The organism is Enterococcus sulfureus ATCC 49903 (assembly GCF_000407605.1).
GTDB classification, from domain to species: domain Bacteria; phylum Bacillota; class Bacilli; order Lactobacillales; family Enterococcaceae; genus Enterococcus_G; species Enterococcus_G sulfureus.
The window spans coordinates 538,609-560,967 of record NZ_ASWO01000005.1; the positions used below are offsets into that span (position 1 = coordinate 538,609).

A 22,359-nucleotide genomic window follows, 5' to 3' on the forward strand; every position below is an offset into this window, starting at 1 on the left:
TAGTCTATGCTTTATTTTACTACAACTAAAAAAAATAGACCAATCGATTCCTCGATTGATCTATTTGATATGCTTACGCGTGAATTGGTAGACCTAATGCTAATTCAGACGCATCCATCACGATTTCACCTAAAGATGGGTGAGGGTGGATAGTTAATGCGATATCTTCAGCGTTCATACCAGATTCAATAGCAAGTGCTAATTCAGAAACCATGTCTGATGCGCTAACACCAGCAATTTGAGCTCCGATTAATACATTATCTTCAACAGAAGTCACTAAACGGATAAATCCTTCAGTTCTTCCTAAAGATAAAGCACGGCCATTTCCAGCAAATGGGAATTTCACTGCTTTGGCTTCGATTCCTGCAGCTTTTGCTTCAGCAATTGTCATTCCAACAGTTGCTAATTCAGGATCAGTGAAGGCTACAGCAGGCATTGCTTTGTAGTCGATTGCTACTTTTTTACCAGCAATCGCTTCAGCAGCAATTTTCGCTTCATAACTTGCTTTATGAGCAAGTGCAGCACCAGGAGTGATGTCACCAATTGCGAAAATGTTTTTCACGTTTGTACGGCCTTGGTTGTCGACTTGGATTAATCCGCGTTCGCCTACTTCAACACCAGCTTGTTCTAAGCCCATATCATCAGTATTGGCACGACGACCAACAGTGACCATTACGTAGTCTGCAGTAACAGATTCTTCTTTACCGTCTACTTCGTATTTCACTGTTACGCTATCTCCATTGTCAACAGCTTCTTTAGCCATTGCTTTAGTGACAGTCGTAATACCTTTTTTCTTGAAGTCTGCTTCAACAAGTTTCACCATGTCTTTTTCATACGTTGGTAAAATTTGAGGAGAACCTTCAAGGATCGTTACTTCAGAACCTAAGTTAGCATACGCGCTTCCTAGTTCTGAACCGATTACACCACCACCGATGATCACGAATTTCTTCGGAACTTCAGTCAAGTTCAATCCGCCAGTTGAATCTAATACGCGGCCGCCAAATTTAAATCCTTTGATTTCGATTGGACGAGAACCTGTTGCGATGATCGCATTGTTGAATGAATAAGTTTGAGCAGAATCAGGATGGATAACACGTAATGTGTGATCATCCACGAAGAATGCTTCCCCTTCAATCACTTCAACTTTATTTTTTTTCAAGAGCATGCTCACACCTGAAGTTAATTTGTTGACAACTCCATTGTTTTTCCAGTCTTGAGTTTTTGTAAAGTCTAAGTTTACGTTTTCAGCAGTCACGCCAAACATTTCAGAATCTTTTGCTTCTTGGAAATGATGACCAGCAGAAATCAAGGCTTTTGAAGGGATACATCCAACGTTTAAACAAACGCCTCCGATATACTCACGTTCAATGATTGCTACTTTTTGACCCATTTGGGCAGCACGGATGGCAGCTACATAGCCACCAGGTCCTGCTCCAATTACAACTGTATCTAATTCTACAGCGAAATCTCCAACTACCATTTGTTTATCATCCTTCCATTAATAGTAACTCTGGATCTGCTAACAGACGTTTAATGTTGTTCATCGCTTTTTGAGCAGTTGCTCCGTCTACGATACGGTGGTCGAAACTAAATGATAATTTCATCATGCGACCGACAACGATTTCGCCTTCTGCATTTACAATTGGTTGTTGAACAATTGTACCTACACCTAAAATCGCAACTTCAGGGTAGTTGATTACTGGTGTGAACCAAGTTCCACCAACTGAACCGATGTTACTGATTGTAATACTTCCGTTACGCATATCTTCAGCAGATAATTTACCTTCTTGTGCTAAGCCAGCTTTTGCATTGATTTCATCTGCGATTGCAAATAATCCTTTGCGGTCTGCGTCTTTCACGTTAGGTACATATAAGCCGTGATCAGTATCCGTTGCGATACCGATATTGTAGTAATGTTTGTAAACGATCTCTTGAGAAGCATCGTCGATTGAAGCATTTAAGATTGGGAATTTTTTAACAGTAGCCGTTAATGCTTTCACTACGTATGGTAAGAATGTTAATTTAGTGCCGTTTGCAGCAGCAACTTCTTTAAATTTCTTACGTTGATCCCATAATTTAGACACTTCTACTTCATCATGTAATGTTACATGAGGAGCAGTTTGTTTGCTGTTTACCATTGCTTTTGCAATCGCACGGCGAGTTGGTGTCATTTTTTCACGTGTTTCCATTTCAGCTACGTTTGAAGTAAATGCTTTAGCAGGTGCTGCCGCTTTTTCTTCTTTCGCTTCTGCTTTAGGCGCTTCTGTTTGAGCAGGTGCTGTAGCTTGAGAACCACCAGCCATAAAGCTTTGGATATCTTCTTTTGTCACACGTCCGCCTTTACCTGTAGCCGTTACTTGTGTAATGTCTACATCGTTTTCGCGAGCAAATTGACGTACTGAAGGCATTGCCAACACACGTTTATTTGGATCTTGAGCTGAAACAACTGAAGCATCGCCTGTTGGAGCAGCCGCTTTAGGTGCTTCTGCTTGAGCAGGTGCTGCAGCAGGAGCGCTATTGTGTCCTGGTGCGTCGATTTCAACTAACACGTCACCCACGTTTGCTACTGTACCTTCAGCTACAACGATCGTTTTTACAGTACCAGTTACTGGAGAAGGGATCTCTTCAACTGATTTATCGTTTTGTACTTCTAGTAATGTATCGTCTTCGTTGATTGTATCGCCAGCTTTAACGAACCATTTTACGATTTCGCCTTCTGCGATTCCTTCACCGATATCAGGTAATTTGAATTGGAAAACACCTTCGCTTGCTGCTTGAGGTTCTGCAGCTGGAGCTTCTGGAGTTTGTTCTTGTGCAGGAGCTGCAGGAGCATCGTCTTCGTGACCAGGTGCGTCGATTTCAACTAACACATCGCCTACGTTTGCTACTGTACCTTCTGATACAAGGATATTTTTTACTGTTCCAGTTACTGGAGAAGGGATTTCTTCAACTGATTTGTCATTTTGTACTTCTAATAACGTATCATCTTCGTTGATTGTGTCGCCGACTTTAACGAACCATTTTACGATTTCGCCTTCTGCGATTCCTTCACCGATGTCTGGTAATTTAAATTGAAATGCCATGTTTGCTTTCGTCCTTTCTGATTACCTTAGAAGTTTGCGATTTCTCTTACTTTAGCTTCGATATCTGCTGCGTTTGGTAACCAAGCATTTTCAGCTTGACCAAATGGGAAAACAGTATCTGGAGCAGAAACACGTCCGATTGGTGCTTCTAATGATAAGATCGCACGTTCAGCGATTTCAGATGCAACTTGTGCACCAACGCCTGCTTGTTTTTGCGCTTCTTGAACAACAACAACGCGGCCTGTTTTTTCAACAGAGTCGATGATTGTTTTGATATCTAAAGGAGCTACAGTACGTAGGTCGATGATTTCAACGCTGATACCGTCTTTTTCAACTGCTTCAGCGGCTTTGATTGCTTCACGAACCATTGCACCATAAGTAATGATTGATACATCAGAACCTTCGCGTGTTACGGCTGCTTGGTCTAATGGTACTTCATATGCTTCTTCAGGCACTTCTTCACGGAAAGAACGGTAAAGTTTCATGTGCTCTAAGAATACAACTGGATCATTGCTACGGATAGAAGCAATTAATAATCCTTTTGCATCATATGGGTTTGATGGAATGACTACACGGATACCAGGAGATTGAGCAATCAATCCTTCTAAGTTATCTGAGTGTAATTCCGGAGTATGTACTCCACCACCAAATGGTGAACGTACAACGATTGGTAGATTACGAGTTCCACCCATGCGGTAACGAGTACGCGCCATTTGTGCAACCACTTCATCCATTGCTTCAAATACAAAACCGAAGAATTGTAATTCTGGCACTGGACGGAATCCTTCAAGTGCTAAACCAAATGCTAAACCAGCAATACCTGATTCTGCTAACGGTGTATCAAATACGCGGTCTTCGCCATATTTTTCTTGTAGTCCTTCAGTTGCGCGGAATACTCCACCGTTATTACCAACGTCTTCACCAAATACTAGGACGTTTTCGTCATTGCCTAATTCAAGAGCAAGGGCATCAGTGATTGCTTGGATCATTGTTTTTTGTGCCATCTGTTATTTCGACTCCTTCGCTTCGTAGAATTCAATTTGTTCTTTAATTGATTGTGGTTGAACTTCAAACATGCTCTTCAAGAAATCAGAAACTTTTTGTTTTGGAACTTTATCAGCTTCTGCAACTGCTGCTTTGATTTCTTCTTTTGTCGCATCGATGATTTCTTGTTCTTTTTCTTCAGACCAGATTCCTTTTGCTTCTAAATATTTACGGAAGCGAATCAATGGATCTTTTAATTCCCACTCGTTATCCATATCTTTTGTACGGTAACGTGTTGGATCATCACCTGAAAGTGTATGTGGACCGTAACGGTAAGTTAAGGTTTCGATTAAGACAGGGCCGTTTCCAGCTACTGACCATTCTCTAGCCATTTTAGATACAGTGTATACTGCTAATGGATCCATACCATCTACTTGGATACCAGGGATTCCAGCTGCTACTGCTTTTTGAGCAAGTGTGTGTGCAGCAGATTGTTTTTCACGTGGAGTAGAAATCGCAAATCCATTGTTTTGGATGTAGAATACTGCGTTTGCTTTGTAAGCTCCAGCGAAGTTAATTGCTTCGTAAAAATCTCCTTGTGAAGATCCGCCATCACCTGTATAAGTGATTGCTACGTTTGGCTTGTTGCGTTTTTTAAGACCTAATGCTACACCAGCTGCTTGCACGTATTGTGCACCGATGATGATTTGTGGTGGTAAAGCTTTTAGGCTTTCAGGATATAAGTTTCCGGCAACGTGTCCACGAGACCATAGGAAAGCTTCTTTTAAAGGTAAGCCGTGTTGGATCAATTGAGGTACATCACGGTAACCTGGTAATAATACGTCTTCTTTTTCAAAAGCAAAATGACTTGCTAATTGGCTTGCTTCTTGACCAGCAGTTGGTGCGAAGAATCCTAGACGACCTTGGCGGTTCAATGCAGTTGAACGTTCATTTAATACACGAGACCAAACCATACGAGTCATTAAATCTACTAATTCCTCATCACTTAAATCTGGTACTAGAGCTTCATTTACAACGTTTCCATCTTGATCCAATGCTTGGTAAGTTGGGAAATCAGCGTTGATATTTTTCAACAAAGCTTCAAAGTCAATTGTTTTTTTCTTTGCCATCTTGTCACACTTTCCTCTCTTAATTCTTCTTGAGAATCTTTCATTATCAAATATAACAGCATCCATTTCTGTATTACTGCAAAAATGATTTACACGTATAAATTATCATCTTTAGCAAAATATGACAAGTAAAATGTTTTTATCACTTTCTTTATTTAATTATTTAATGAGGAAGTAAGCGTATATCATCTCTACAAAAGTGATTGTTTTCACATATTAAAATAATTATTAAAACACTAATTCCAAACAAATTATAACAGTTCAGGCGAATCTGTCCTCTATATTGTGATTTATTTTATTTGTTTTTTTATCCTAAAATGAGATTCATTAAAATTAGACTATAAAAAAGCGCTTTATATTCCAAGTGTTTTCTTTTATACTAAGGATACTTGATTTCAAAAGGCCCTTTCCCCTTTCTATCCTTGCATTAGCTTCTGTATATGACACAAGACGATTTATACTATAACAGATTAAAGGAGTTTTCAAATGTTTCCCACCCATCATTTTCTTCCTCCAACTCTTTCTCATTATTTTTCATTACTAACTACTCTAGAATCCTCATCTTCGATTCTTTCTATAGATACCCTTTCACAAACTATCCAACTCACGAAACCACATGTCAAAAAAATAATTGCCGATATCAATCAACATGCCACGTCGATGCATTTTATTATTCAAAAGAATGACGTGTTCACTATCAATCACTACACCGTAGCCTTCCATTCACGTTATTGTTTTGCTTTTCAAGAAAAATATGAAATCACTATTTTCAAGAGTCTATTTCAATCCTCTATCCAAACGCAACAAAAACTTGCCATGCAACATGCTGTAAGCGAAGCAACGATCAGTCGGCTGATGCGCCTGATTGCACATTACTTTAGTGACTACCCACATATTCATTTTACTTCCGCTCCTTTACGCTTGACGACGAGCTTAATCGGACGGTATCAACTGTATTTACTTCATTTAAGCCTAACGTTAGAAGAACTCTTTACAAAGCAGACCGCTATTGAATCTTTTTTCCACCTATTCCCAAGAGTATTTCGCTTGGCTATTCAAACTATCGCGCCTTACGAATTCGTACATCCCTTAAAACAAGGTGAGAATCAAAACACTTTAATTGAGAATTCTTCCTACTCCGCAAGCCTTAGAAAATTTAATTTACCTGCTTTTTTTACTAGTCTGAGCAATGAATTCTACCATTTTTTAAATCTACACCTCCTAGCTTCGTCGGTGTTTTATCAAGATTTTTTAAGTATCGCTTTATACGGATTTTTATTATGGTATTATGAATTGCCTTTATTTCAAATGTATGACTTTATTCGCTTTCCTGATAGTCACTCTCAAGAAAAATATCAGCAGGATGCCCTAACCCTTTTATCAAAACTAAAACAACACTTTTGTTTGAACGATAACCCTCAATTCGAGTCTTTCTTTTTACAGTTATTCACTTGGTACAACACACAAATGGCTTACTACACAAAAAAAGACGTTTAGCTCTTTCAAGAGCAGTAAACGTCTTTTGAATTCAATCTTTTTTTAAATCGTATCTCCATTAAAAATAGAGTTTTTTACAATGACATAATCCACTTTTCGAATCGCTTCTAGATCTTTTCCACCGGCATATGAAATAGAAGATTGCAAATCTTGCTGCATTTCAACTAAAGTATCTTGTAAAGATCCTTTATAAGGTAGCCAGATTTTTTTACCTTCAACATTTTTCTTTTCACCCTTTTGAAATTCTGAAGCAGAGCCAAAATATTCTTTAAAGCGTACACCATTTTCTTCTTTAGTTTCCCCTGGTGATTCTTCATGTCCAGCAAATAATGAACCAATCATCACCATTGTGGCACCAAAACGGATCGATTTGGCGATATCACCATGCGTACGAATCCCACCATCTGCAATAATCGGCTTACGTGCAGCTTTGGCACACCAACGAACCGCTGCGAGTTGCCAACCACCTGTTCCAAAACCTGTTTTGATTTTTGTAATACATACTTTACCTGGTCCGATCCCCACTTTTGTGGCATCCGCACCGGCATTTTCCAATTCACGTACCGCTTCTGGTGTGCCTACATTTCCAGCAATCACGAATGTTTCAGGAAGTTTTGATTTGATATATTGGATCATATCGATCACTGCATTAGAATGTCCATGTGCAATATCGATCGTCATATAGTCTGGAACCAATTGTTCTTGTGCCAATTGATCGACAAATGCATATTCTTCAGGTTTTACCCCTACACTGATCGAACTGATAAATCCTTTTTCATGCATATCTTTTACAAATTGGATACGCGCCGCTTCATCAAAACGGTGCATAATGTAAAAATAACCATTTGCCGCTAAAAATTCTGCGATTGATTCATCGATAATCGTTTGCATATTTGCTGGCACAACAGGCATTTTAAATGAATGTTTGCCCAACGTGACGGTTGTATCACATTCAGAACGGCTGCTTACGATACATTTATTTGGTACTAATTGGATATCTTCATAATCAAAAACTTTCATTTCAAACATAGACATACCTCGCTTAATTCATTATCAGTTTTATTATGATGGTCAACATGACGATCACTCACCGTTAATAATTTACGCTATTTGCCTAAAAAAAACAAGATAAGACAACCTTTTCTTAAACATTGTTGCAAAAATGTTCGTGTTTAACCAAATCGTTTCCCAATATCACGACGATACCTTAAATTTGTCCAGTTATTTTCTTCCAATTCACGATAAACCATCTCACGAACTTGATCGATCGACTCTCCTATTTGCTGCGCCACAAAAATGCGACCACCATCTGTATACAACTGTTCTCCTTCTTTTAGCACATTTGAATAATACACTTGGCTTTTAGGAAGAGAAAACTCTGGCAACGGTTGTTTTGGTGTTGCTTGTTCAGGATATTCATGCCGAGCCAGTACCACTGCTAAACTCGTTTTATTTGAAAATTGAATGCTCGGTGTCTTATGATGTAACAAGTCCCAAATAATACGGGCTAAACTTGTTTCCAATAAAGGCAATACAACTTGAGCCTCTGGATCACCAAAGCGCGCATTGAATTCGATGACCTTTATTCCTTCTTTCGTGTCCATCATTCCTGCATATAAAATTCCAGAAAACGGTGTATCTTGATGTGCCAAATACGTGATGACTGGTTGCATGACACGTGTGATAACTTCTGTTGTCATACACTCTGAAAATTGTGGTAAAGGAGCATACGCCCCCATACCGCCTGTATTCGGACCCTTATCTTGATCATACGCTTGTTTATGGTCTTGCGCCATGACCATAGGATAGATTTTTTCTTGATCAACAAAGGCCATCAACGTAAACTCTTCACCCATTAAATACTCTTCGATCACAACTTTATCGGCCAAATGGTTAAATAGTTCAAGTATAACGTCATCTGCTTCTTGAAGTGTATGACAGATAAAAACACCTTTACCAGAAGCCAATCCATCTGCTTTGATCACGATCGGAAACGACTGCGTGCGACTATACGCTTGCGCACTTTCTAAACTCGTACACACCTGATAAGCAGCTGTCGGAATATTTAGTTGTGCCATGATTTCTTTTGCAAACGATTTCGAACTTTCTAACTGGGCAGCTTGTTTTGTCGGACCAAAAATCAATTGATCGTTCGCTTGAAAATAGTCCACGATCCCCGCAGAAAGTGGTTGTTCTGGACCCACAATGGTAAAGGTGATCTGTTCTTTTTTCGCAAACTCACTCAATTGCTCAAATGCCAAGGCATCGATCGGATGGGTCTGTATCCCATCTTGATGCATCCCGACATTTCCAGGACAACAAAATACTGCTTCTACTTGCGAATCACAAACTAAAGATTTTGCGATCGCATGCTCTCGACCACCTTGACCAATCACTAATATACGCATACCTGAACTCCTTTTAATGACGGAAATGACGAGAATGAGTAAAGATCATCGTCACTCCATATTTATTAGCCATATCGATCGATTCTTGATCTTTAATACTTCCACCAGGTTGGATGATGGCTTTGATCCCATTTGTTGCTGCAACTTCAACACTATCAGACATTGGGAAAAACGCATCGCTCGCTAAAGCCACTGTGGTGTGCGTTTCTTTTTCTTTCGCTTGATTTAACGCAATCTCAACAGAACCCACTCGATTCATTTGCCCTGCACCAATCCCTAGCGTTTGTGTGTGATCTGCTAAAACGATCGCATTTGACTTCACGTGTTTCACTGTGCGCCAAGCAAATAATAACGCTTCGATCTCTTCTTCAGAAGGTGTGCGATCGGTTACGACTTCCCAGTCTGAAATTTCTGTTTTGCGCACATCCACTGCCTGAACCAACATCCCACCACTTACGGATGTGTATTCCCATGTTTCTGGTTTTTTTGTACTTAAATCGATCTGCAATAAACGAAGATTTTTCTTCTTTTCTAAAATTTCACGTGCTTGTGCTGTATACTCAGGTGCTAAAATCACTTCTAAAAACAGACGACTCATTTGTTCTGCTACATGCGCATCCACCACTTGATTGCATGCAATAATCCCACCAAATATGGAGACTGGATCAGCAGCATAGGCTTTTTCAAACGCTTGGGTTAACGTTTCCGCACTGCCTACTCCACATGGGTTCATATGCTTCACTGCCACAACAGTCGGCTTTTGAAACTCTTTAACAATCTGTAAGGCAGCATCTGCATCTTTGATATTGTTATACGATAACGCTTTACCATGCAATTGTTTTGCGCCTGCAATCGTATCGGCGTTCGCTTGTTCTTGAGCAAAAAACGCTGCTTCTTGATGAGGATTTTCCCCGTAACGCAACGGTTGTTTTTGCGTGTACGATAAAACTAATTTTTCTGGCAAATGTGCTTCGTGACCGATAAAATATTGTGCGATCATCGCGTCATAGCTTGCCGTATGTTGAAAGACTTTCATCGCAAGATTTCGTCTTGTTTGGAAAGACGTTTTTTCAATTTCATTTAGTTCACTTAACACGTGCGCATAATCTTGTTGATCGACGATTGCGGTCACATGGGCAAAATTTTTCGCAGCAGAACGGAGCATACTCGGCCCACCGATATCGATTTGCTCAATAGCTTGGGCTTCAACAACATCTGCTTGAGCGATCGTTTTCGCAAAAGGATATAAATTCACGACCACAAGTTCAATTGGTACGATATTCATTTTTTCCAGCGCTTCGTGATGCCCAGTTTTACTCAAGTCAGCTAATAAACCACCATGGATCATTGGATGAAGTGTTTTGACACGACCATCTAACATTTCAGGAAATCCCGTTACAGCTTCAATATCTATCGTAGAGATCCCAGCTTCTGTTAACGCTTGGCGCGTCCCTCCTGTTGACACAATCTCGAAACCTACTGCTTGTAATCCTTTGGCAAACTCAACGATTCCAGTTTTATCTGAAACACTAATTAAGGCGCGTTTTTTCATGAAATATTCTCTCCTTTAAGTAAACTGTGAATGATTTTTGGATAATACTGATGTTCTACTTGATGGATCCTTGTTTCAAATTGCTCGAGTGTATCCTGTTCGTATAAAGGGACTTGTTTTTGAAAGATCACAGGTCCTGTGTCCATCCCCGCATCAATGTAATGAATCGTAATACCAGAATAAGCAACTCTTGCCTCAAACGCACGTTGGATACTATCTTTTCCAATAAATTCTGGAAGTAAAGACGGATGTAGATTGATAATTTTATTTGTATAGGGTCGAAGCAAATCAGGACCAATCAAACGCATATAACCTGCTAAAACAATCCAGTCGATTTGTTGCTCTTGCATATAGTACAAGACTTGTTTTTCATAATCTGATTTAGTTGCAAAATGTTTCGGTTCCACAACATAACAGGCAATCTCCAGTTTTCGTGCACGATCAATCACTTTAGCCGTTGCTCGATCACAAACTACACACACAATTTCTGCTGGAAATGTAGGCTCTTGACTCGCTTTGACTAACATTTCAAAATTCATTCCATTTCCAGATGCGAAAACAGCAATTCTCATAGTTCCTCCTTCAACACAAGGGCACTCTCTTGTTTAGCTTCGATCATCCCAATTTTATAAAATGGAAGCTGCTTATCGTTAAAATAAGCAGCCAAGCGCTCAACATGCTCACGCGCTACACAGGCAACCATTCCAATCCCCATATTAAAAATCTCAAACATTTCTTCATCTGACAATTCACCTAAAGTTTGTAGATAGCGAAAAATCGGTAAAACAGGCCATGATCCTTTTTTTATAGAGGCTGTAACGGTTTCAGGTAACATGCGAGGAATATTTTCATAAAATCCGCCTCCTGTAATATGCGCTAATCCTTTGATCCAGTTGTGTTCAAGCGCTTCGAGTACATCGTCGACATAAATTCGCGTTGGAGTGAGTAAAATATCGCCTAGTGTTTGTTCTTCAAATACGGTGTCATAAGACAGTCCATGTTCTGCTAATAAATGGCGAACGAGTGAATATCCATTTGAATGGATTCCACTTGAAGGCAATCCAATCAAATAATCTCCTGGAACGATCGCTTCTTTTTTAAAGAGTTTTTCTTTTTCTGCTACACCGACACAAAATCCTGCCAAATCAAATTCTTCTTCAGAATATAATCCAGGCATTTCTGCGGTTTCTCCACCTATCAATGCCATTTGACCTTGATGACAACCTTCAGCAACGCCAGACACGACACTGGCTGCTTGAGTTGGATCTAATTTTCCTACAGCCAAATAATCTAAGAAAAACAACGGTCTTGCACCTTGAGCTACTACATCATTAACACACATCGCGACACAATCGATCCCAATCGTTTCATAACGATGTAAAGCTTGCGCCACCAAAAGTTTTGTCCCCACACCATCCGTTCCAGAAACTAAAACGGGTTGGTCGATCATATAGGCACTTAGATCAAATAGCGCCCCAAAATTGCCTAACCCTTCCATTACGCCTTTGATGTTTGTTTTGTTTGCCATTTTTGAAATGCGTTTTACCGTTTGATATCCCGCATGAATATCCACACCTGATTTTCGATACGCTTCACTCATTTTGTTTCTCCTAACACAACTTGACGTAATTGATTTTTTTTATGCAAAAATTCTGTTTCATAATCATAAAGCGGCGTTGGATAATCTCCATTAAAATACGCCATACACAACCCTTGGTACGGAGCTTGAACTGGTAGATCAATGGCTTGAATCAAGCCTTGTTCACTTAAGAAGGCCAAGGAGTCGGCTCCGATTTTTGTCGTCATTTCTTCTATTGTATAATTTGCGGCAATCAACTCTTGTTGCGTTTGAATATCAATACCATAAAAACAAGGATATTTGAGCGGTGGAGCAGCAATTCGCAAATGCACTTCTTTGGCACCAGCTTCTTTTAATAACGCAACGATTCGTTGACTTGTTGTCCCTCGAACGATTGAATCATCCACTAAAATCACCCGTTTATTTTCCACCACTTTACGTACTGCAGATAATTTCATCCGCACTCCCTGTTCACGTAACGCTTGCGTCGGTTGAATAAACGTTCTGGCTACATATTGATTTTTAATCAATCCTAATTCATACGGAATATTGGCTTCTTCTGCATATCCACTTGCTGCTGAAAGGGATGAATTAGGTACACCAATCACCATATCTGCATCAATATAAGCTTCCTTGGCAAGAAGTTTTCCCATCATTTTTCGCGCAGAGTGCACATTAACGCCATAGATATTCGAATCTGGACGAGCAAAATACACAAACTCCATGGAACAGATCGATAATTGGGTCTTCGACGTATAAGAAAAGATCTCAATTCCTGTCTCATCGATCCAAACGACTTCACCTGGTAACACATCACGATAAAATTCAGCTCCAACTGCATCCAACGCACAAGTCTCAGAAGCCACTACAAATCCGCCGTTGGGCAACTGTCCAATCACAAGTGGTCGAAACCCATTAGGATCTAGCGCGGCAATCAAAGCTTGATTTGTCATCAACACATACGCAAAGCCACCTTTTACTTGATTCAAGGCTTCAACGAGCTGTTCTTTTAACGTTGGCTTTTGGCTACGGCGAATCAGATGAGCTAAAATTTCAGTATCCGAATTTGAATGGAAAATCGCGCCTTCTGCTTCTAGCAAACGATGTAAACTTTTGGCATTCGTGAGATTTCCGTTATGTGCTAAGGCAAGCTGTTCATATTCAAATTGAAACAAAAAGGGTTGGATATTTTCTAAACCACGATTTCCAGCTGTCGCATACCGCACATGTCCGATTGCCCCGCGACCTTGCAATGCTTCGATATACTGCTCATTTGAAAAAACATCTGATAATAATCCCAATCCTCGATGGAGCATCAAACGTGAGTCTGGATTTTGTGCAACAATCCCTGCACCTTCTTGACCACGATGTTGTAACGCATGAAGGCCAAAATAAGTCATACGCGCAGCATCATCAGCACCGTATACGCCAAAAACGCCGCATTCTTCATTTAAACTTTTTTCTTGAGTAAGTTGCACAACGCGCCCTCCCAAATCTCATTCATTTCTTGAACGTCAAAACAATACTGCTTTGTTTTCGTATGGATCATCATTTGTGGCACTTGTGTTACACGACCAAGCAAATGCGCAGTTTCTTTTGTCAATTCTTCAAACTGGAGTTGATGCTCTGGTTTTACCGTAACTATAAAACGTGAGGGTGTTTCAGAGAACAACCACGACGATTCATTCGCCCACTCGATTGAAAAGCCAAGGTTTGCTTGCATACTTGCTTCCGCTAGCGCAAGCAATAAACCACCTTCCGCACAATCATGCGCACTTGTGAGGATCCCCGCATCGATTGCTTGAGATACTAATTGTTGATGGTGTACTTCTTTAGCTAAATCAAATGCGCCCAATTGCCCGAAGTTAGCACCTGTCGCCCATTTTTGAACTTCACTTCCTGCAAAGAATGCGTCGGTCTGCCCGATTACATAAATCAAGTCCTCTGCTTGTTTAAACCATTGTGTCGTCGTGTTCTTGACGTCTTCGATCAAACCGACCATTCCAATAATCGGTGTCGGGTATATCGCTTGTCCATTTGTTTCGTTGTATAATGAAACATTTCCAGAGATTACAGGTGTATCTAAAGCAACACACGCTTTTGAGATTCCTAAAGCCGATTGTTGCAACTCGTAAAACACTTCTGGATTTTCGGGAGAGCCATAATTCAAACAATCAGTGATCGCTAACGGCTTAGCTCCGCTTGCAACTAAATTGCGCGCTGCTTCTGCTACAGCCATTTGCCCACCAATTTCCGGATCCAAATAAATATAGCGCGCGTTGCAATCCATCGTCATCGCCAGCGCTTTAGTCGTCCCTTTGATTCGTACAACCGCAGCGTCACTACCTGGAGTTACAACGGTATTTGTCAGCACTTGGCTATCATAAGTTTCGAAAATACTTTTTTTCGAAGCGATAGTTGGCTGTTGTAAAAGTGCGCGAAACGTTTCGGCTAGATCTTCCATTTTAAACGTATATAGGCTACTTTCTGTCAGACGCGCTGGTTTTTTAGCATGTAGGGTGTACTCTGGTGCTTCATCCACTAAGGCCGAAACTGGAATATCTGCAACACAACGTCCCTTATGATACAAGCGATAATCATGATCGTCTGTCACTTGTCCAATTTCAACTGCTTCTAAATGATAACGAGCAAAAATTTCTGTAACGGTTTGCTCATGGCCTTTACGCACACAAATCAACATCCGCTCTTGTGATTCAGACAACATCATTTCATAAGGGGTCATCTGCGCTTCACGCTGCGGCACGTCATCTAGATAGAGCTGTAAGCCAGCATTCGCTTTTGACGCCATTTCCGCACTGGAAGATACCAAACCTGCAGCACCCATATCTTGAATCCCAACAACTGCTTCAGAATGTTCATGAATCAATTCTAAACAAGCTTCAAGTAATAATTTTTCCATAAATGGATCTCCTACTTGAACGGCAGAGCGATTTTGCTCTTTTTCATCTGTAAATTCTTCAGAAGCAAACGTGGCTCCGTGAATCCCATCACGACCAGTTTTTGCACCGACATAAAAAATCGGATTGCCTACTCCTTTTGCTTGTCCTTTTTGAATTTGCTCATGTTCAATCAGCCCAACACACATTGCATTGACTAACGGATTGCCCTCGTAACAAGGGTCAAAAGCCACTTCGCCTCCAACAGTCGGAATCCCAATACAGTTTCCATATCCACTGATTCCTGCAACTACTTGTTCCACTAGATACTTTGTACGAGGTGTTGTTAGTTCACCAAAGCGTAAGGAATCTAGCAGCGCGATCGGACGAGCCCCCATGCTAAAGATATCGCGAATAATCCCTCCAACACCCGTCGCTGCTCCTTCATATGGCTCAACGGCAGAAGGATGATTATGACTTTCTGCTTTAAACACGACAGCTAATCCATCTCCAATATCTACAATCCCTGCACCTTCACCTGGTCCTTGTAATACTTGTTTTCCTGTAGTCGGAAAGGTTTTTAAAATAGACTTTGAATGTTTATAAGAACAATGCTCACTCCACATTACAGAAAATAATCCTGTTTCAGTATAGTTTGGCTTACGACCTAATAAACGACAAATCAATTCGTATTCGTCATCTGTCAACCCCCACGTTTGGTACCATTTTTTATCAAAAATTTCTTGTGCAGTATATTCACGTTCCATTACATTAGGCATATTGTTGCTCCTTTTGATAAGATTCAAGTGAAGTGAAAAAACGTTGACCATCGATAAATCCTAGTATAGCTTCAACTGCACGTTCAGGATGAGGCATCATCCCTAAAACATTGCGTTTTTCATTGCAGATTCCCGCAATATTTTCTACGCTTCCGTTTATATCTGTAGCATAAGAAAAAATAATTTGATCGTTTGCTTTTAGTTGAGCTAGTGTATGATCATCACAATAATAATTGCCTTCTCCGTGCGCCACAGGTAACGTAATCGTTTCATTCAATTGATAGGCTGAAGTAAACGGCGTATTTGTTGATTCGACAGTGAGTAAAGCAGGCTTACAAATAAATTGTAGCGTACGGTTTTGACGTAATGCACCCGGTAACAGTCCAGCTTCAGTTAAAATCTGAAAGCCATTGCATGTTCCAAAAACTAATTTCCCTTCATGAGCAAAACGCGCTACTTCCTTCATGATCGGGGCAAAACGAGCAATTGCACCGCAACGTAAATGATCTCCATACGAAAAACCACCAGGTAAAAACACCGCATCAAATCCTGAAAGAGAAGTATTTTCATATGAAATACCTTCAGCCTTTAATCCTGCATGCTGATTGATCGCATAAATCAAATCTTGATCACAATTTGAACCAGGAAAGATAATAACTGCTATATTCACGCGAGCACCTCACTAATTCCACTGATTTCATAGGTATAAGTTTCCATCGTATGATTCACGAGTAATTCGGTACATAACGCACGGACTGTTTCATCTACTTCTGACGCAGCGACATCAAGTGTCACTTCAAAATATTTCCCTACGCGCACATCACGCACCCCTTCAAATCCTAATTGATGGCACGCATTACAAACAGATTGTCCTTGAGGATCTAAAATGGATTCTTTATACGTAACCTTGACTTTAATAAGATACATGACTGATAGTCTCCTTTTTTTGTTGGATTCGTCTAGAAATTTCTTGATACGCCTGTACGACATTTCCCGTTTGCTTACGATAAATATCTTTATCTAACGAGTCTTTAGTGTGACGATCTTGCAAACGGCAAGTATCTGGTGAGATTTCATCACCTAGCTTGATCTGTCGCGTATGATCATAACCAAATTCTAATTTGAAATCGATTAAATCAAGCTCTAAGTCTGAAAAATAATGTAGCAATGCATGATTGAGCGTTAATGCTTGTTCTCGAATACAATTAAGTTCTTCTTTTGTCACTAATTGGAGATAAAAAATATGGTCTTCGTTGATGAATGGATCATCTAATGCATCATTTTTGTAATAATATTCAACGATCGGAGTGGAAAATCTAGGGGAATCAGGTAGTTGAAAGCGCGTAGCAAAGCTACCAGCAGCTACATTGCGTACAACGACCTCCAAAGGGATCATGTCTAATTTTTCGACTAATTGTTCGGTTTTTGATGTTTTTTTGATAAAGTGAGTGGGGAATTGTTTTTGGTTTAATTCTTCAAATATCGCACTAGTAATCGTATTTGTTAATGCTCCTTTTCCCTCACAAACATCTTTTCGTTTTCCATTCAATGCAGTTAATTGATCTAGATACTCTACTCTCAACTGATTTTTTTGATTAGTTCGATAAATTTTCTTTGCTTTTCCTTCGTAAAGCAATTCTTCGTTTGCCATGATACACCTCGTTTTTTTTATTTTCCTGTTAAACTGAATTCTACGCATCTCCTAGTTTATCGTCAACGAAATATTTACATTTAATTTAAAAACAATTGTTAACGTTCGTATTTTATCAAAACATTAAAAAGATAGCGTTTACATTTTTCTGTTTTGGTGCTACACTACAAAAAAAGACCAAAGGAGCGCAGCGTAGCATGAATCAAACTAGTTCCGAATCCATTATTCAATTTGTTACGTATCTTTCCCCTGCTTGTCGTATGCGGATGAAAGATGACTTGCAAGGAATTTTAAACATTCATCATTTAGCACAACACAATACGCAAACGATTTTAAAGCATCACCGCTTTGCCTTTACGTTGAAGCGCATTATGCACTATCGTATTTTCCAATATCGCAACGTCTGCAATAAAGAGTTGATTGTAAAAGTTCAATATTCAAGACATTTGTTTCGCGAGGAAATTCAAATCAACGCTTGGTATGATTTCCATGATGTCGACTTGACCTTTTTAGAAATGTTGCTCGAATCAATCCAGACACTCCCACTGACACCGTCTTCTTATTTGGATTATGCTTCTTAACATAAAACGCTCGTTGCTTTCTATACAGAAAACAACGAGCGTTTTTATATTATGCTTTTTTACGTTTTACTTGTTTCACCATACCCATTAAAAAATCAAACTGTCCTTTAAATGACATGGCCTGATCAAATAAATCATCTCCGTTAGCAAGCATATTGACCGTGACCCATCCCATTACTTCAGTAATCGTCAGCGCAACGGTCGCATTGATCACACCGCCAGCCACTGTTCCTACGCCAGGTACAAATTTCAATACATTTCCGACCGCACTGCGGCCAAATCCAACGACTACAATTTCTTTCCCAATACTTTTAGCCAAACTTTCTGTCCAAGACTGACCAAATACGTTATGTAATCGGGCCATCATCGTTAACTGTACCGGTACTAATAATGCCGCATCTGAAAAAGGAATTGGTGAAAAACCAATAATAGCGGCACTTAAAGCAGCGGCGTGGATAATACGATGGCTCTTTTTACGCTTTTCTTCTGAAAGGTTAGTTAAAAAGTTTTGAAAAACTTGTTCATATTGCGCCTGTTGCTGATTGACCAATTTTTCGGCTTGTTGACGTGTCGCCGTATAACTTTTTTGAATAACTGCAGCTGTTTTTTTGGGAAATTTTTTCAATACTTCTTGAAAAAAAGAATCAAATTCTTCTTCGTCGAGTTCATCCATTGTATCTTCAGGCAGTTTTCTCACATTCTCTTTTGGTTCTTGATTTTTCTTGCGCATCCATCGACTCATATTCGTACTCCTTTTACTGTTTGGTTACCACTGGATCAAGACGTTTCTCGATTTTTCCTAAGACAAAATCTGAAATAATCGCCATCAACGCTGTAGGCAGTGCTCCGGCTAGAATAATCGAGGCACCATCTGTAGCATTCGTTCCTCGGATAATGATATCGCCTAAACCTCCAGCTCCAACAAATGCTCCAATCGCCGTAATTCCGATTGCTACAACTAATGCATTTCGAATGCCTGCCATAATGACTGAAATCGCCAGTGGAAGTTCTACCATATACAATCGTTGAAAGGTCGTCATCCCCATACCTTTTCCAACATCTAAAATCGCACGATCAACTTGGACCATTCCAGTGTACGTATTTTTGATAATAGGCAGTAAGGAATACAAAAATACCGTAATAATCACGACATTGATCCCTAAGCCAAATGCAATCATTAAAATCGAGATCATCGCTAACGAAGGAACCGTTTGAATGATGTTCGCGAGTCGAATAATCCAGTTTGCCAATTTTCGCTTTTTCGAAATCATTATCCCGACTGGAATCGCTACGATCGCGGCAAATACGACCCCATAGATCGAAATCAAAAAGTGACGAACAAACTGTTCAAATACATAGCCACCATTTTCACTAAAGTAATAGATAAACTGCTGAAATACATTCATATTTTGTAGATCCATTTACTTGTCCCCCTCAAAATAGTCATGTTCTTCTAAAAATTTTTTCGCTACGACACTTGGTTCTACTAAGTTGTTGTCTGCTTCATAATTCAACTTTTGCATTTCCTCAGTCGAAATCTTACCACCTAGTTTATTGATAATATCCGGTAATTCCGGCATTTCTGCTGCCAATGCATCACTAATAATTGGAACGGCATCATATGGCGGGAAAAATTTGCGATCGTCTTCTAACATCACTAGATCATAACTTGCAATTCGACCATCTGTAGAATAGCCTAAAACCACATCCATTTTACCAGCTGCTACAGCATCGTAGACTAATCCAATTTGCATGGGTAAAATCGTTTTAAACGAAAATCCATAGTCTTTTTGAAATCCCTCATATCCATCACCTTTACGCGTGATCCACGAAGTATCTACTCCAGCACTCAATTGATCAGCAACTTTTTTTAAGTCACTGACTGTTTTGAGATTATATTTCTCTGCTGTATCTTTACGAACTAAAAAGACATACGTATTATCAAATCCATAAGGTTTTAACCATGTTTGGTCATAACGTGTTTTAAATTCTTTACTTACTTTTTCTAACGCTTGTGTCGGATCTTTTAATGGATCTAGTCCTAACGTCGTCGTTAAATCTGTTCCCGTATAGCGTGCTGCTGAAATTTCAGCATCGCCATTGATCATCGCTTGATGATTGATCGTTGTCGTCGCTAAATTGTTGATCACTGTCGTTTCTTTATCTGTATAGTGTTGAATCATTTCAGCGACCATACTTCCTAATATTTGAGACTCTGATGTGATTCCACCTGTAATGGCAATCGTGTTATCTGATTTATTCGATGCGAGACCTGGAAACGAACAAGCGCTTAAAAGTAAGGTTAAAGAAAGAATCGTCATCCCTGTAAGCATACGTTTTATCATAAATCTGTCCCCCTCAATGCTTTTGGCGTAAAGAGATGTTCTAAGCCACCTAGCAAGAAATCTGCGAGTAACGCTAAAATCGTCACAGGAATGGTTCCAGCTAAAATTAAATCTGGTTGATAATTATTCAACCCACTAAAAATCATATCTCCCAATCCACCTGCACCGATATAAGAGGCCAATGTCGCCCATGCGATCACATACACCGCAGCTAAACGGATTCCGGCCATGATCGTCGGAATAGCTAAAGGCAATTCCACTTGTACGATCGATTCAAGATCAGTCATCCCCATCCCTTTTGCGACGTCTTTATATTCTGGACTGACTTTATTCATTCCAATATACGTATTACGTAAAATCGGAAGTAAGGAATAGATAAACAATGCAATAATCGCAGGTACTTTTCCTACACCGAATAAAGGAATCATCAACGCAAGCAAGGCTAGCGAAGGGACCGTTTGCAACGCACTGGTTATAGTAATCACAAAGCTCGCTGTTTTTTTAGACCGCGTTAAAGCGATTCCTAAAGGGACTGCAATTAAGATTCCAAGTCCTAGTGCAATCGCTGAGATGTACAAATGTTCGAAACTTTTTTGAATCATTTCGACACCATATTTTTCAAAAAAAGCTTGCATTATGCTCGCTCCTCTCTTGTACCTTCTAACGCTTCACTAATTGAATCTTCCTCTCCCCAAATCACGTCGTACACTAGATCGACCAGAGAAGCACGTGTTAAAATTCCAATCAAGCGATTTTGATCATCTACAACAGGTACGTATTTGATTCCTCTTTTTAAAATACGTTGTAATGTGTCACGCAACAGCGAGCTTTGACGAACATAAAATACTTTGGTCTCCATCGCTTCTGCAACAGTTTGCTTCACCTTACGCGCGCGATCAATCATTTCCACATCAATAAATCCAGTTAACTGTTCCGAATCGTCTACCACAAGCAACGTATCCACTCGCTTATTGCGCATAATTCGAATCGCTTCTTGTAATGTTTTTTCCTCAGTAATCGTAATTGGAGTAGCTAATTGCACTTCACCGATAGTCGTGGCATCAGGACGCGCTTGTAACAGTCGATCTTCTCCGATCAATTCTTCAACAAATGCATTTGCTGGTGCTTGTAGAATATGTTCTGGCGTATCAAATTGGACCACTTTCCCTTCACTCATCACCACAATACGATTGGCTAATTTTAAAGCTTCATCCATATCGTGTGTGACAAAGACAATCGTTTTTCCTAACCGCTCTTGCAGATCTTTCACCAAATCTTGTAAAGCATCACGTGTAATCGGGTCTAATGCACCAAAAGGTTCGTCCATTAAAATAATATCTTGATCTGCCGCTAAGGCACGTACCACCCCGATACGTTGTTGTTGTCCTCCAGATAATTCTGCCGGATATCGATCAAGCATTTCACGTGGTAATTCCACTAGATCAATCATTTTTTCAGCAGTTTTATCCCGTTCTTCTTGACTGACTTTTAAAAGTTTTTGAACGAGTGTAATATTTTCGCGAATCGTCATATGAGGCATCAATCCAATGCTTTGAATCACATATCCAATCTTTCTTCTAAGATCTACTGGATTAAGTTGTTCAATATCTTCCCCATCGATTAAGATTTTCCCCTTGGTTGGTTCATTCATCCGATTGATCATCCGCATACAAGTCGTTTTCCCACTTCCACTAGTCCCAATGAAACAGATAAATTCTCCCTTATTAAACGATAAATTGACATCTTCAACTGCCATTTTGCCGCCTTTATAAATTTTCGATACATGCTGAAACTCTATCATGTGTTCGTTCCCCCTTTTATACGTTATTGTTCTTCTATTTATTATGAAGGAATACACGCGTTTTTTCTACTT

The 22,359-nt window shown here is 39.7% G+C and carries 21 protein-coding genes; 2 read left to right on the forward strand and 19 right to left on the reverse strand.

The window, feature by feature from the left end:
• Positions 1 to 73 precede the first annotated feature (73 nt).
• From lpdA to pdhA, 4 genes are read right to left on the reverse strand one after another with little or no spacing between them, the layout of a single operon-like run.
• A complete protein-coding gene (lpdA, locus tag I573_RS08645) occupies positions 74 to 1,480 on the reverse strand; it encodes a dihydrolipoyl dehydrogenase (RefSeq protein ID WP_016185394.1) in 1,407 nt (468 codons plus the stop codon).
• Between the two features lie 7 nt (positions 1,481 to 1,487).
• A complete protein-coding gene (locus I573_RS08650) occupies positions 1,488 to 3,083 on the reverse strand; it encodes a dihydrolipoyllysine-residue acetyltransferase (RefSeq protein ID WP_016185393.1) in 1,596 nt (531 codons plus the stop codon).
• Positions 3,084 to 3,109: 26 nt separating this feature from the next.
• Complete coding sequence (locus tag I573_RS08655; protein ID WP_016185392.1) at positions 3,110 to 4,087, reverse strand: alpha-ketoacid dehydrogenase subunit beta; 978 nt, start codon at positions 4,085 to 4,087, stop codon at positions 3,110 to 3,112.
• Between the two features lie 3 nt (positions 4,088 to 4,090).
• Positions 4,091 to 5,197: a pyruvate dehydrogenase (acetyl-transferring) E1 component subunit alpha gene (pdhA, locus tag I573_RS08660; protein ID WP_016185391.1), complete on the reverse strand. Its 1,107-nt coding sequence runs from the start codon at positions 5,195 to 5,197 to the stop codon at positions 4,091 to 4,093.
• Positions 5,198 to 5,683: 486 nt separating this feature from the next.
• On the opposite strand from pdhA, the gene I573_RS08665 reads away from it, so the two are divergent.
• Entirely contained in the window at positions 5,684 to 6,694 is a 1,011-nt protein-coding gene (locus tag I573_RS08665; protein WP_016185390.1) for a hypothetical protein, read from the forward strand.
• A gap of 42 nt (positions 6,695 to 6,736) precedes the next feature.
• On the opposite strand, the gene guaC is transcribed toward I573_RS08665, so the two are convergent.
• The 10 genes from guaC to purC form a co-directional block, all read right to left on the reverse strand.
• Positions 6,737 to 7,714, reverse strand: coding sequence for a GMP reductase (gene guaC, locus I573_RS08670; RefSeq protein ID WP_155855544.1), 978 nt, complete (start codon positions 7,712 to 7,714; stop codon positions 6,737 to 6,739).
• 152 nt (positions 7,715 to 7,866) lie between these two features.
• On the reverse strand, positions 7,867 to 9,102 hold the full coding sequence (gene purD / locus I573_RS08675; protein ID WP_016185388.1) for a phosphoribosylamine--glycine ligase: 1,236 nt from the start codon (positions 9,100 to 9,102) through the stop codon (positions 7,867 to 7,869).
• Between the two features lie 13 nt (positions 9,103 to 9,115).
• A complete protein-coding gene (gene purH, locus I573_RS08680) occupies positions 9,116 to 10,654 on the reverse strand; it encodes a bifunctional phosphoribosylaminoimidazolecarboxamide formyltransferase/IMP cyclohydrolase (protein WP_016185387.1) in 1,539 nt (512 codons plus the stop codon).
• Positions 10,651 to 11,226 carry a phosphoribosylglycinamide formyltransferase gene (gene purN, locus I573_RS08685; RefSeq protein WP_016185386.1) on the reverse strand — a complete coding sequence of 192 codons (576 nt, stop codon included), beginning with the start codon at positions 11,224 to 11,226 and terminating at the stop codon, positions 10,651 to 10,653. The genes purH and purN overlap by 4 nt, the downstream gene beginning before the upstream one ends.
• Positions 11,223 to 12,254, reverse strand: a complete 1,032-nt coding sequence (purM, locus tag I573_RS08690) for a phosphoribosylformylglycinamidine cyclo-ligase (protein ID WP_016185385.1) — start codon at positions 12,252 to 12,254, stop codon at positions 11,223 to 11,225. Before purM ends, purN begins: the two co-directional genes overlap by 4 nt.
• On the reverse strand, positions 12,251 to 13,711 hold the full coding sequence (gene purF, locus I573_RS08695) for an amidophosphoribosyltransferase (RefSeq protein ID WP_016185384.1): 1,461 nt from the start codon (positions 13,709 to 13,711) through the stop codon (positions 12,251 to 12,253). Before purF ends, purM begins: the two co-directional genes overlap by 4 nt.
• Positions 13,684 to 15,909 (reverse strand): phosphoribosylformylglycinamidine synthase subunit PurL, encoded by a 2,226-nt coding sequence (purL, locus tag I573_RS08700; protein WP_016185383.1) that lies wholly within the window; start codon positions 15,907 to 15,909, stop codon positions 13,684 to 13,686. Before purL ends, purF begins: the two co-directional genes overlap by 28 nt.
• On the reverse strand, positions 15,902 to 16,579 hold the full coding sequence (purQ, locus tag I573_RS08705; protein WP_016185382.1) for a phosphoribosylformylglycinamidine synthase subunit PurQ: 678 nt from the start codon (positions 16,577 to 16,579) through the stop codon (positions 15,902 to 15,904). Before purQ ends, purL begins: the two co-directional genes overlap by 8 nt.
• Positions 16,576 to 16,836, reverse strand: coding sequence for a phosphoribosylformylglycinamidine synthase subunit PurS (gene purS / locus I573_RS08710; RefSeq protein WP_016185381.1), 261 nt, complete (start codon positions 16,834 to 16,836; stop codon positions 16,576 to 16,578). Before purS ends, purQ begins: the two co-directional genes overlap by 4 nt.
• Positions 16,823 to 17,560 carry a phosphoribosylaminoimidazolesuccinocarboxamide synthase gene (gene purC, locus I573_RS08715; protein ID WP_016185380.1) on the reverse strand — a complete coding sequence of 246 codons (738 nt, stop codon included), beginning with the start codon at positions 17,558 to 17,560 and terminating at the stop codon, positions 16,823 to 16,825. Before purC ends, purS begins: the two co-directional genes overlap by 14 nt.
• A gap of 197 nt (positions 17,561 to 17,757) precedes the next feature.
• Between purC and I573_RS08720 the strand changes: the two genes are divergently transcribed.
• Positions 17,758 to 18,141, forward strand: a complete 384-nt coding sequence (locus I573_RS08720) for a hypothetical protein (protein ID WP_016185379.1) — start codon at positions 17,758 to 17,760, stop codon at positions 18,139 to 18,141.
• 49 nt (positions 18,142 to 18,190) lie between these two features.
• Here the strand turns inward: I573_RS08720 and I573_RS08725 are convergent, their stop codons facing one another.
• Genes I573_RS08725 through I573_RS08745 form a run of 5 tightly spaced genes read right to left on the reverse strand, consistent with a single transcriptional unit; the run spans position 18,191 to position 22,287 of the window.
• The gene (locus I573_RS08725) at positions 18,191 to 18,883 is read right to left on the reverse strand and encodes a YcjF family protein (RefSeq protein ID WP_016185378.1); all 693 of its coding nucleotides are present in this window, start codon (positions 18,881 to 18,883) and stop codon (positions 18,191 to 18,193) included.
• A 13-nt stretch (positions 18,884 to 18,896) separates the two neighbouring features.
• Positions 18,897 to 19,562, reverse strand: coding sequence for an ABC transporter permease (locus I573_RS08730; RefSeq protein ID WP_016185377.1), 666 nt, complete (start codon positions 19,560 to 19,562; stop codon positions 18,897 to 18,899).
• Positions 19,563 to 20,483: an osmoprotectant ABC transporter substrate-binding protein gene (locus I573_RS08735; protein WP_281168764.1), complete on the reverse strand. Its 921-nt coding sequence runs from the start codon at positions 20,481 to 20,483 to the stop codon at positions 19,563 to 19,565.
• Positions 20,483 to 21,121 carry an ABC transporter permease gene (locus I573_RS08740; RefSeq protein ID WP_016185375.1) on the reverse strand — a complete coding sequence of 213 codons (639 nt, stop codon included), beginning with the start codon at positions 21,119 to 21,121 and terminating at the stop codon, positions 20,483 to 20,485. The genes I573_RS08735 and I573_RS08740 overlap by 1 nt, the downstream gene beginning before the upstream one ends.
• Positions 21,121 to 22,287, reverse strand: a complete 1,167-nt coding sequence (locus I573_RS08745) for a betaine/proline/choline family ABC transporter ATP-binding protein (protein ID WP_016185374.1) — start codon at positions 22,285 to 22,287, stop codon at positions 21,121 to 21,123. Before I573_RS08745 ends, I573_RS08740 begins: the two co-directional genes overlap by 1 nt.
• Between the last annotated feature and the right edge of the window lie 72 nt (positions 22,288 to 22,359).

What these genes read in the sequence shown, in the direction of transcription:
- lpdA (WP_016185394.1), bottom strand. Translation starts at nt 1,480, where the DNA reads ATGGTAGTTGGAGATTTCGCTGTAGAATTAGATACAGTTGTAATTGGA.
- I573_RS08650 (WP_016185393.1), bottom strand. Translation starts at nt 3,083, where the DNA reads ATGGCATTTCAATTTAAATTACCAGACATCGGTGAAGGAATCGCAGAA.
- I573_RS08655 (WP_016185392.1), bottom strand. Translation starts at nt 4,087, where the DNA reads ATGGCACAAAAAACAATGATCCAAGCAATCACTGATGCCCTTGCTCTT.
- pdhA (WP_016185391.1), bottom strand. Translation starts at nt 5,197, where the DNA reads ATGGCAAAGAAAAAAACAATTGACTTTGAAGCTTTGTTGAAAAATATC.
- I573_RS08665 (WP_016185390.1), top strand. Translation starts at nt 5,684, where the DNA reads ATGTTTCCCACCCATCATTTTCTTCCTCCAACTCTTTCTCATTATTTT.
- guaC (WP_155855544.1), bottom strand. Translation starts at nt 7,714, where the DNA reads ATGAAAGTTTTTGATTATGAAGATATCCAATTAGTACCAAATAAATGT.
- purD (WP_016185388.1), bottom strand. Translation starts at nt 9,102, where the DNA reads ATGCGTATATTAGTGATTGGTCAAGGTGGTCGAGAGCATGCGATCGCA.
- purH (WP_016185387.1), bottom strand. Translation starts at nt 10,654, where the DNA reads ATGAAAAAACGCGCCTTAATTAGTGTTTCAGATAAAACTGGAATCGTT.
- purN (WP_016185386.1), bottom strand. Translation starts at nt 11,226, where the DNA reads ATGAGAATTGCTGTTTTCGCATCTGGAAATGGAATGAATTTTGAAATG.
- purM (WP_016185385.1), bottom strand. Translation starts at nt 12,254, where the DNA reads ATGAGTGAAGCGTATCGAAAATCAGGTGTGGATATTCATGCGGGATAT.
- purL (WP_016185383.1), bottom strand. Translation starts at nt 15,909, where the DNA reads ATGCCTAATGTAATGGAACGTGAATATACTGCACAAGAAATTTTTGAT.
- purS (WP_016185381.1), bottom strand. Translation starts at nt 16,836, where the DNA reads ATGTATCTTATTAAAGTCAAGGTTACGTATAAAGAATCCATTTTAGAT.
- purC (WP_016185380.1), bottom strand. Translation starts at nt 17,560, where the DNA reads ATGGCAAACGAAGAATTGCTTTACGAAGGAAAAGCAAAGAAAATTTAT.
- I573_RS08720 (WP_016185379.1), top strand. Translation starts at nt 17,758, where the DNA reads ATGAATCAAACTAGTTCCGAATCCATTATTCAATTTGTTACGTATCTT.
- I573_RS08725 (WP_016185378.1), bottom strand. Translation starts at nt 18,883, where the DNA reads ATGAGTCGATGGATGCGCAAGAAAAATCAAGAACCAAAAGAGAATGTG.
- I573_RS08730 (WP_016185377.1), bottom strand. Translation starts at nt 19,562, where the DNA reads ATGGATCTACAAAATATGAATGTATTTCAGCAGTTTATCTATTACTTT.
- I573_RS08740 (WP_016185375.1), bottom strand. Translation starts at nt 21,121, where the DNA reads ATGCAAGCTTTTTTTGAAAAATATGGTGTCGAAATGATTCAAAAAAGT.
- I573_RS08745 (WP_016185374.1), bottom strand. Translation starts at nt 22,287, where the DNA reads ATGATAGAGTTTCAGCATGTATCGAAAATTTATAAAGGCGGCAAAATG.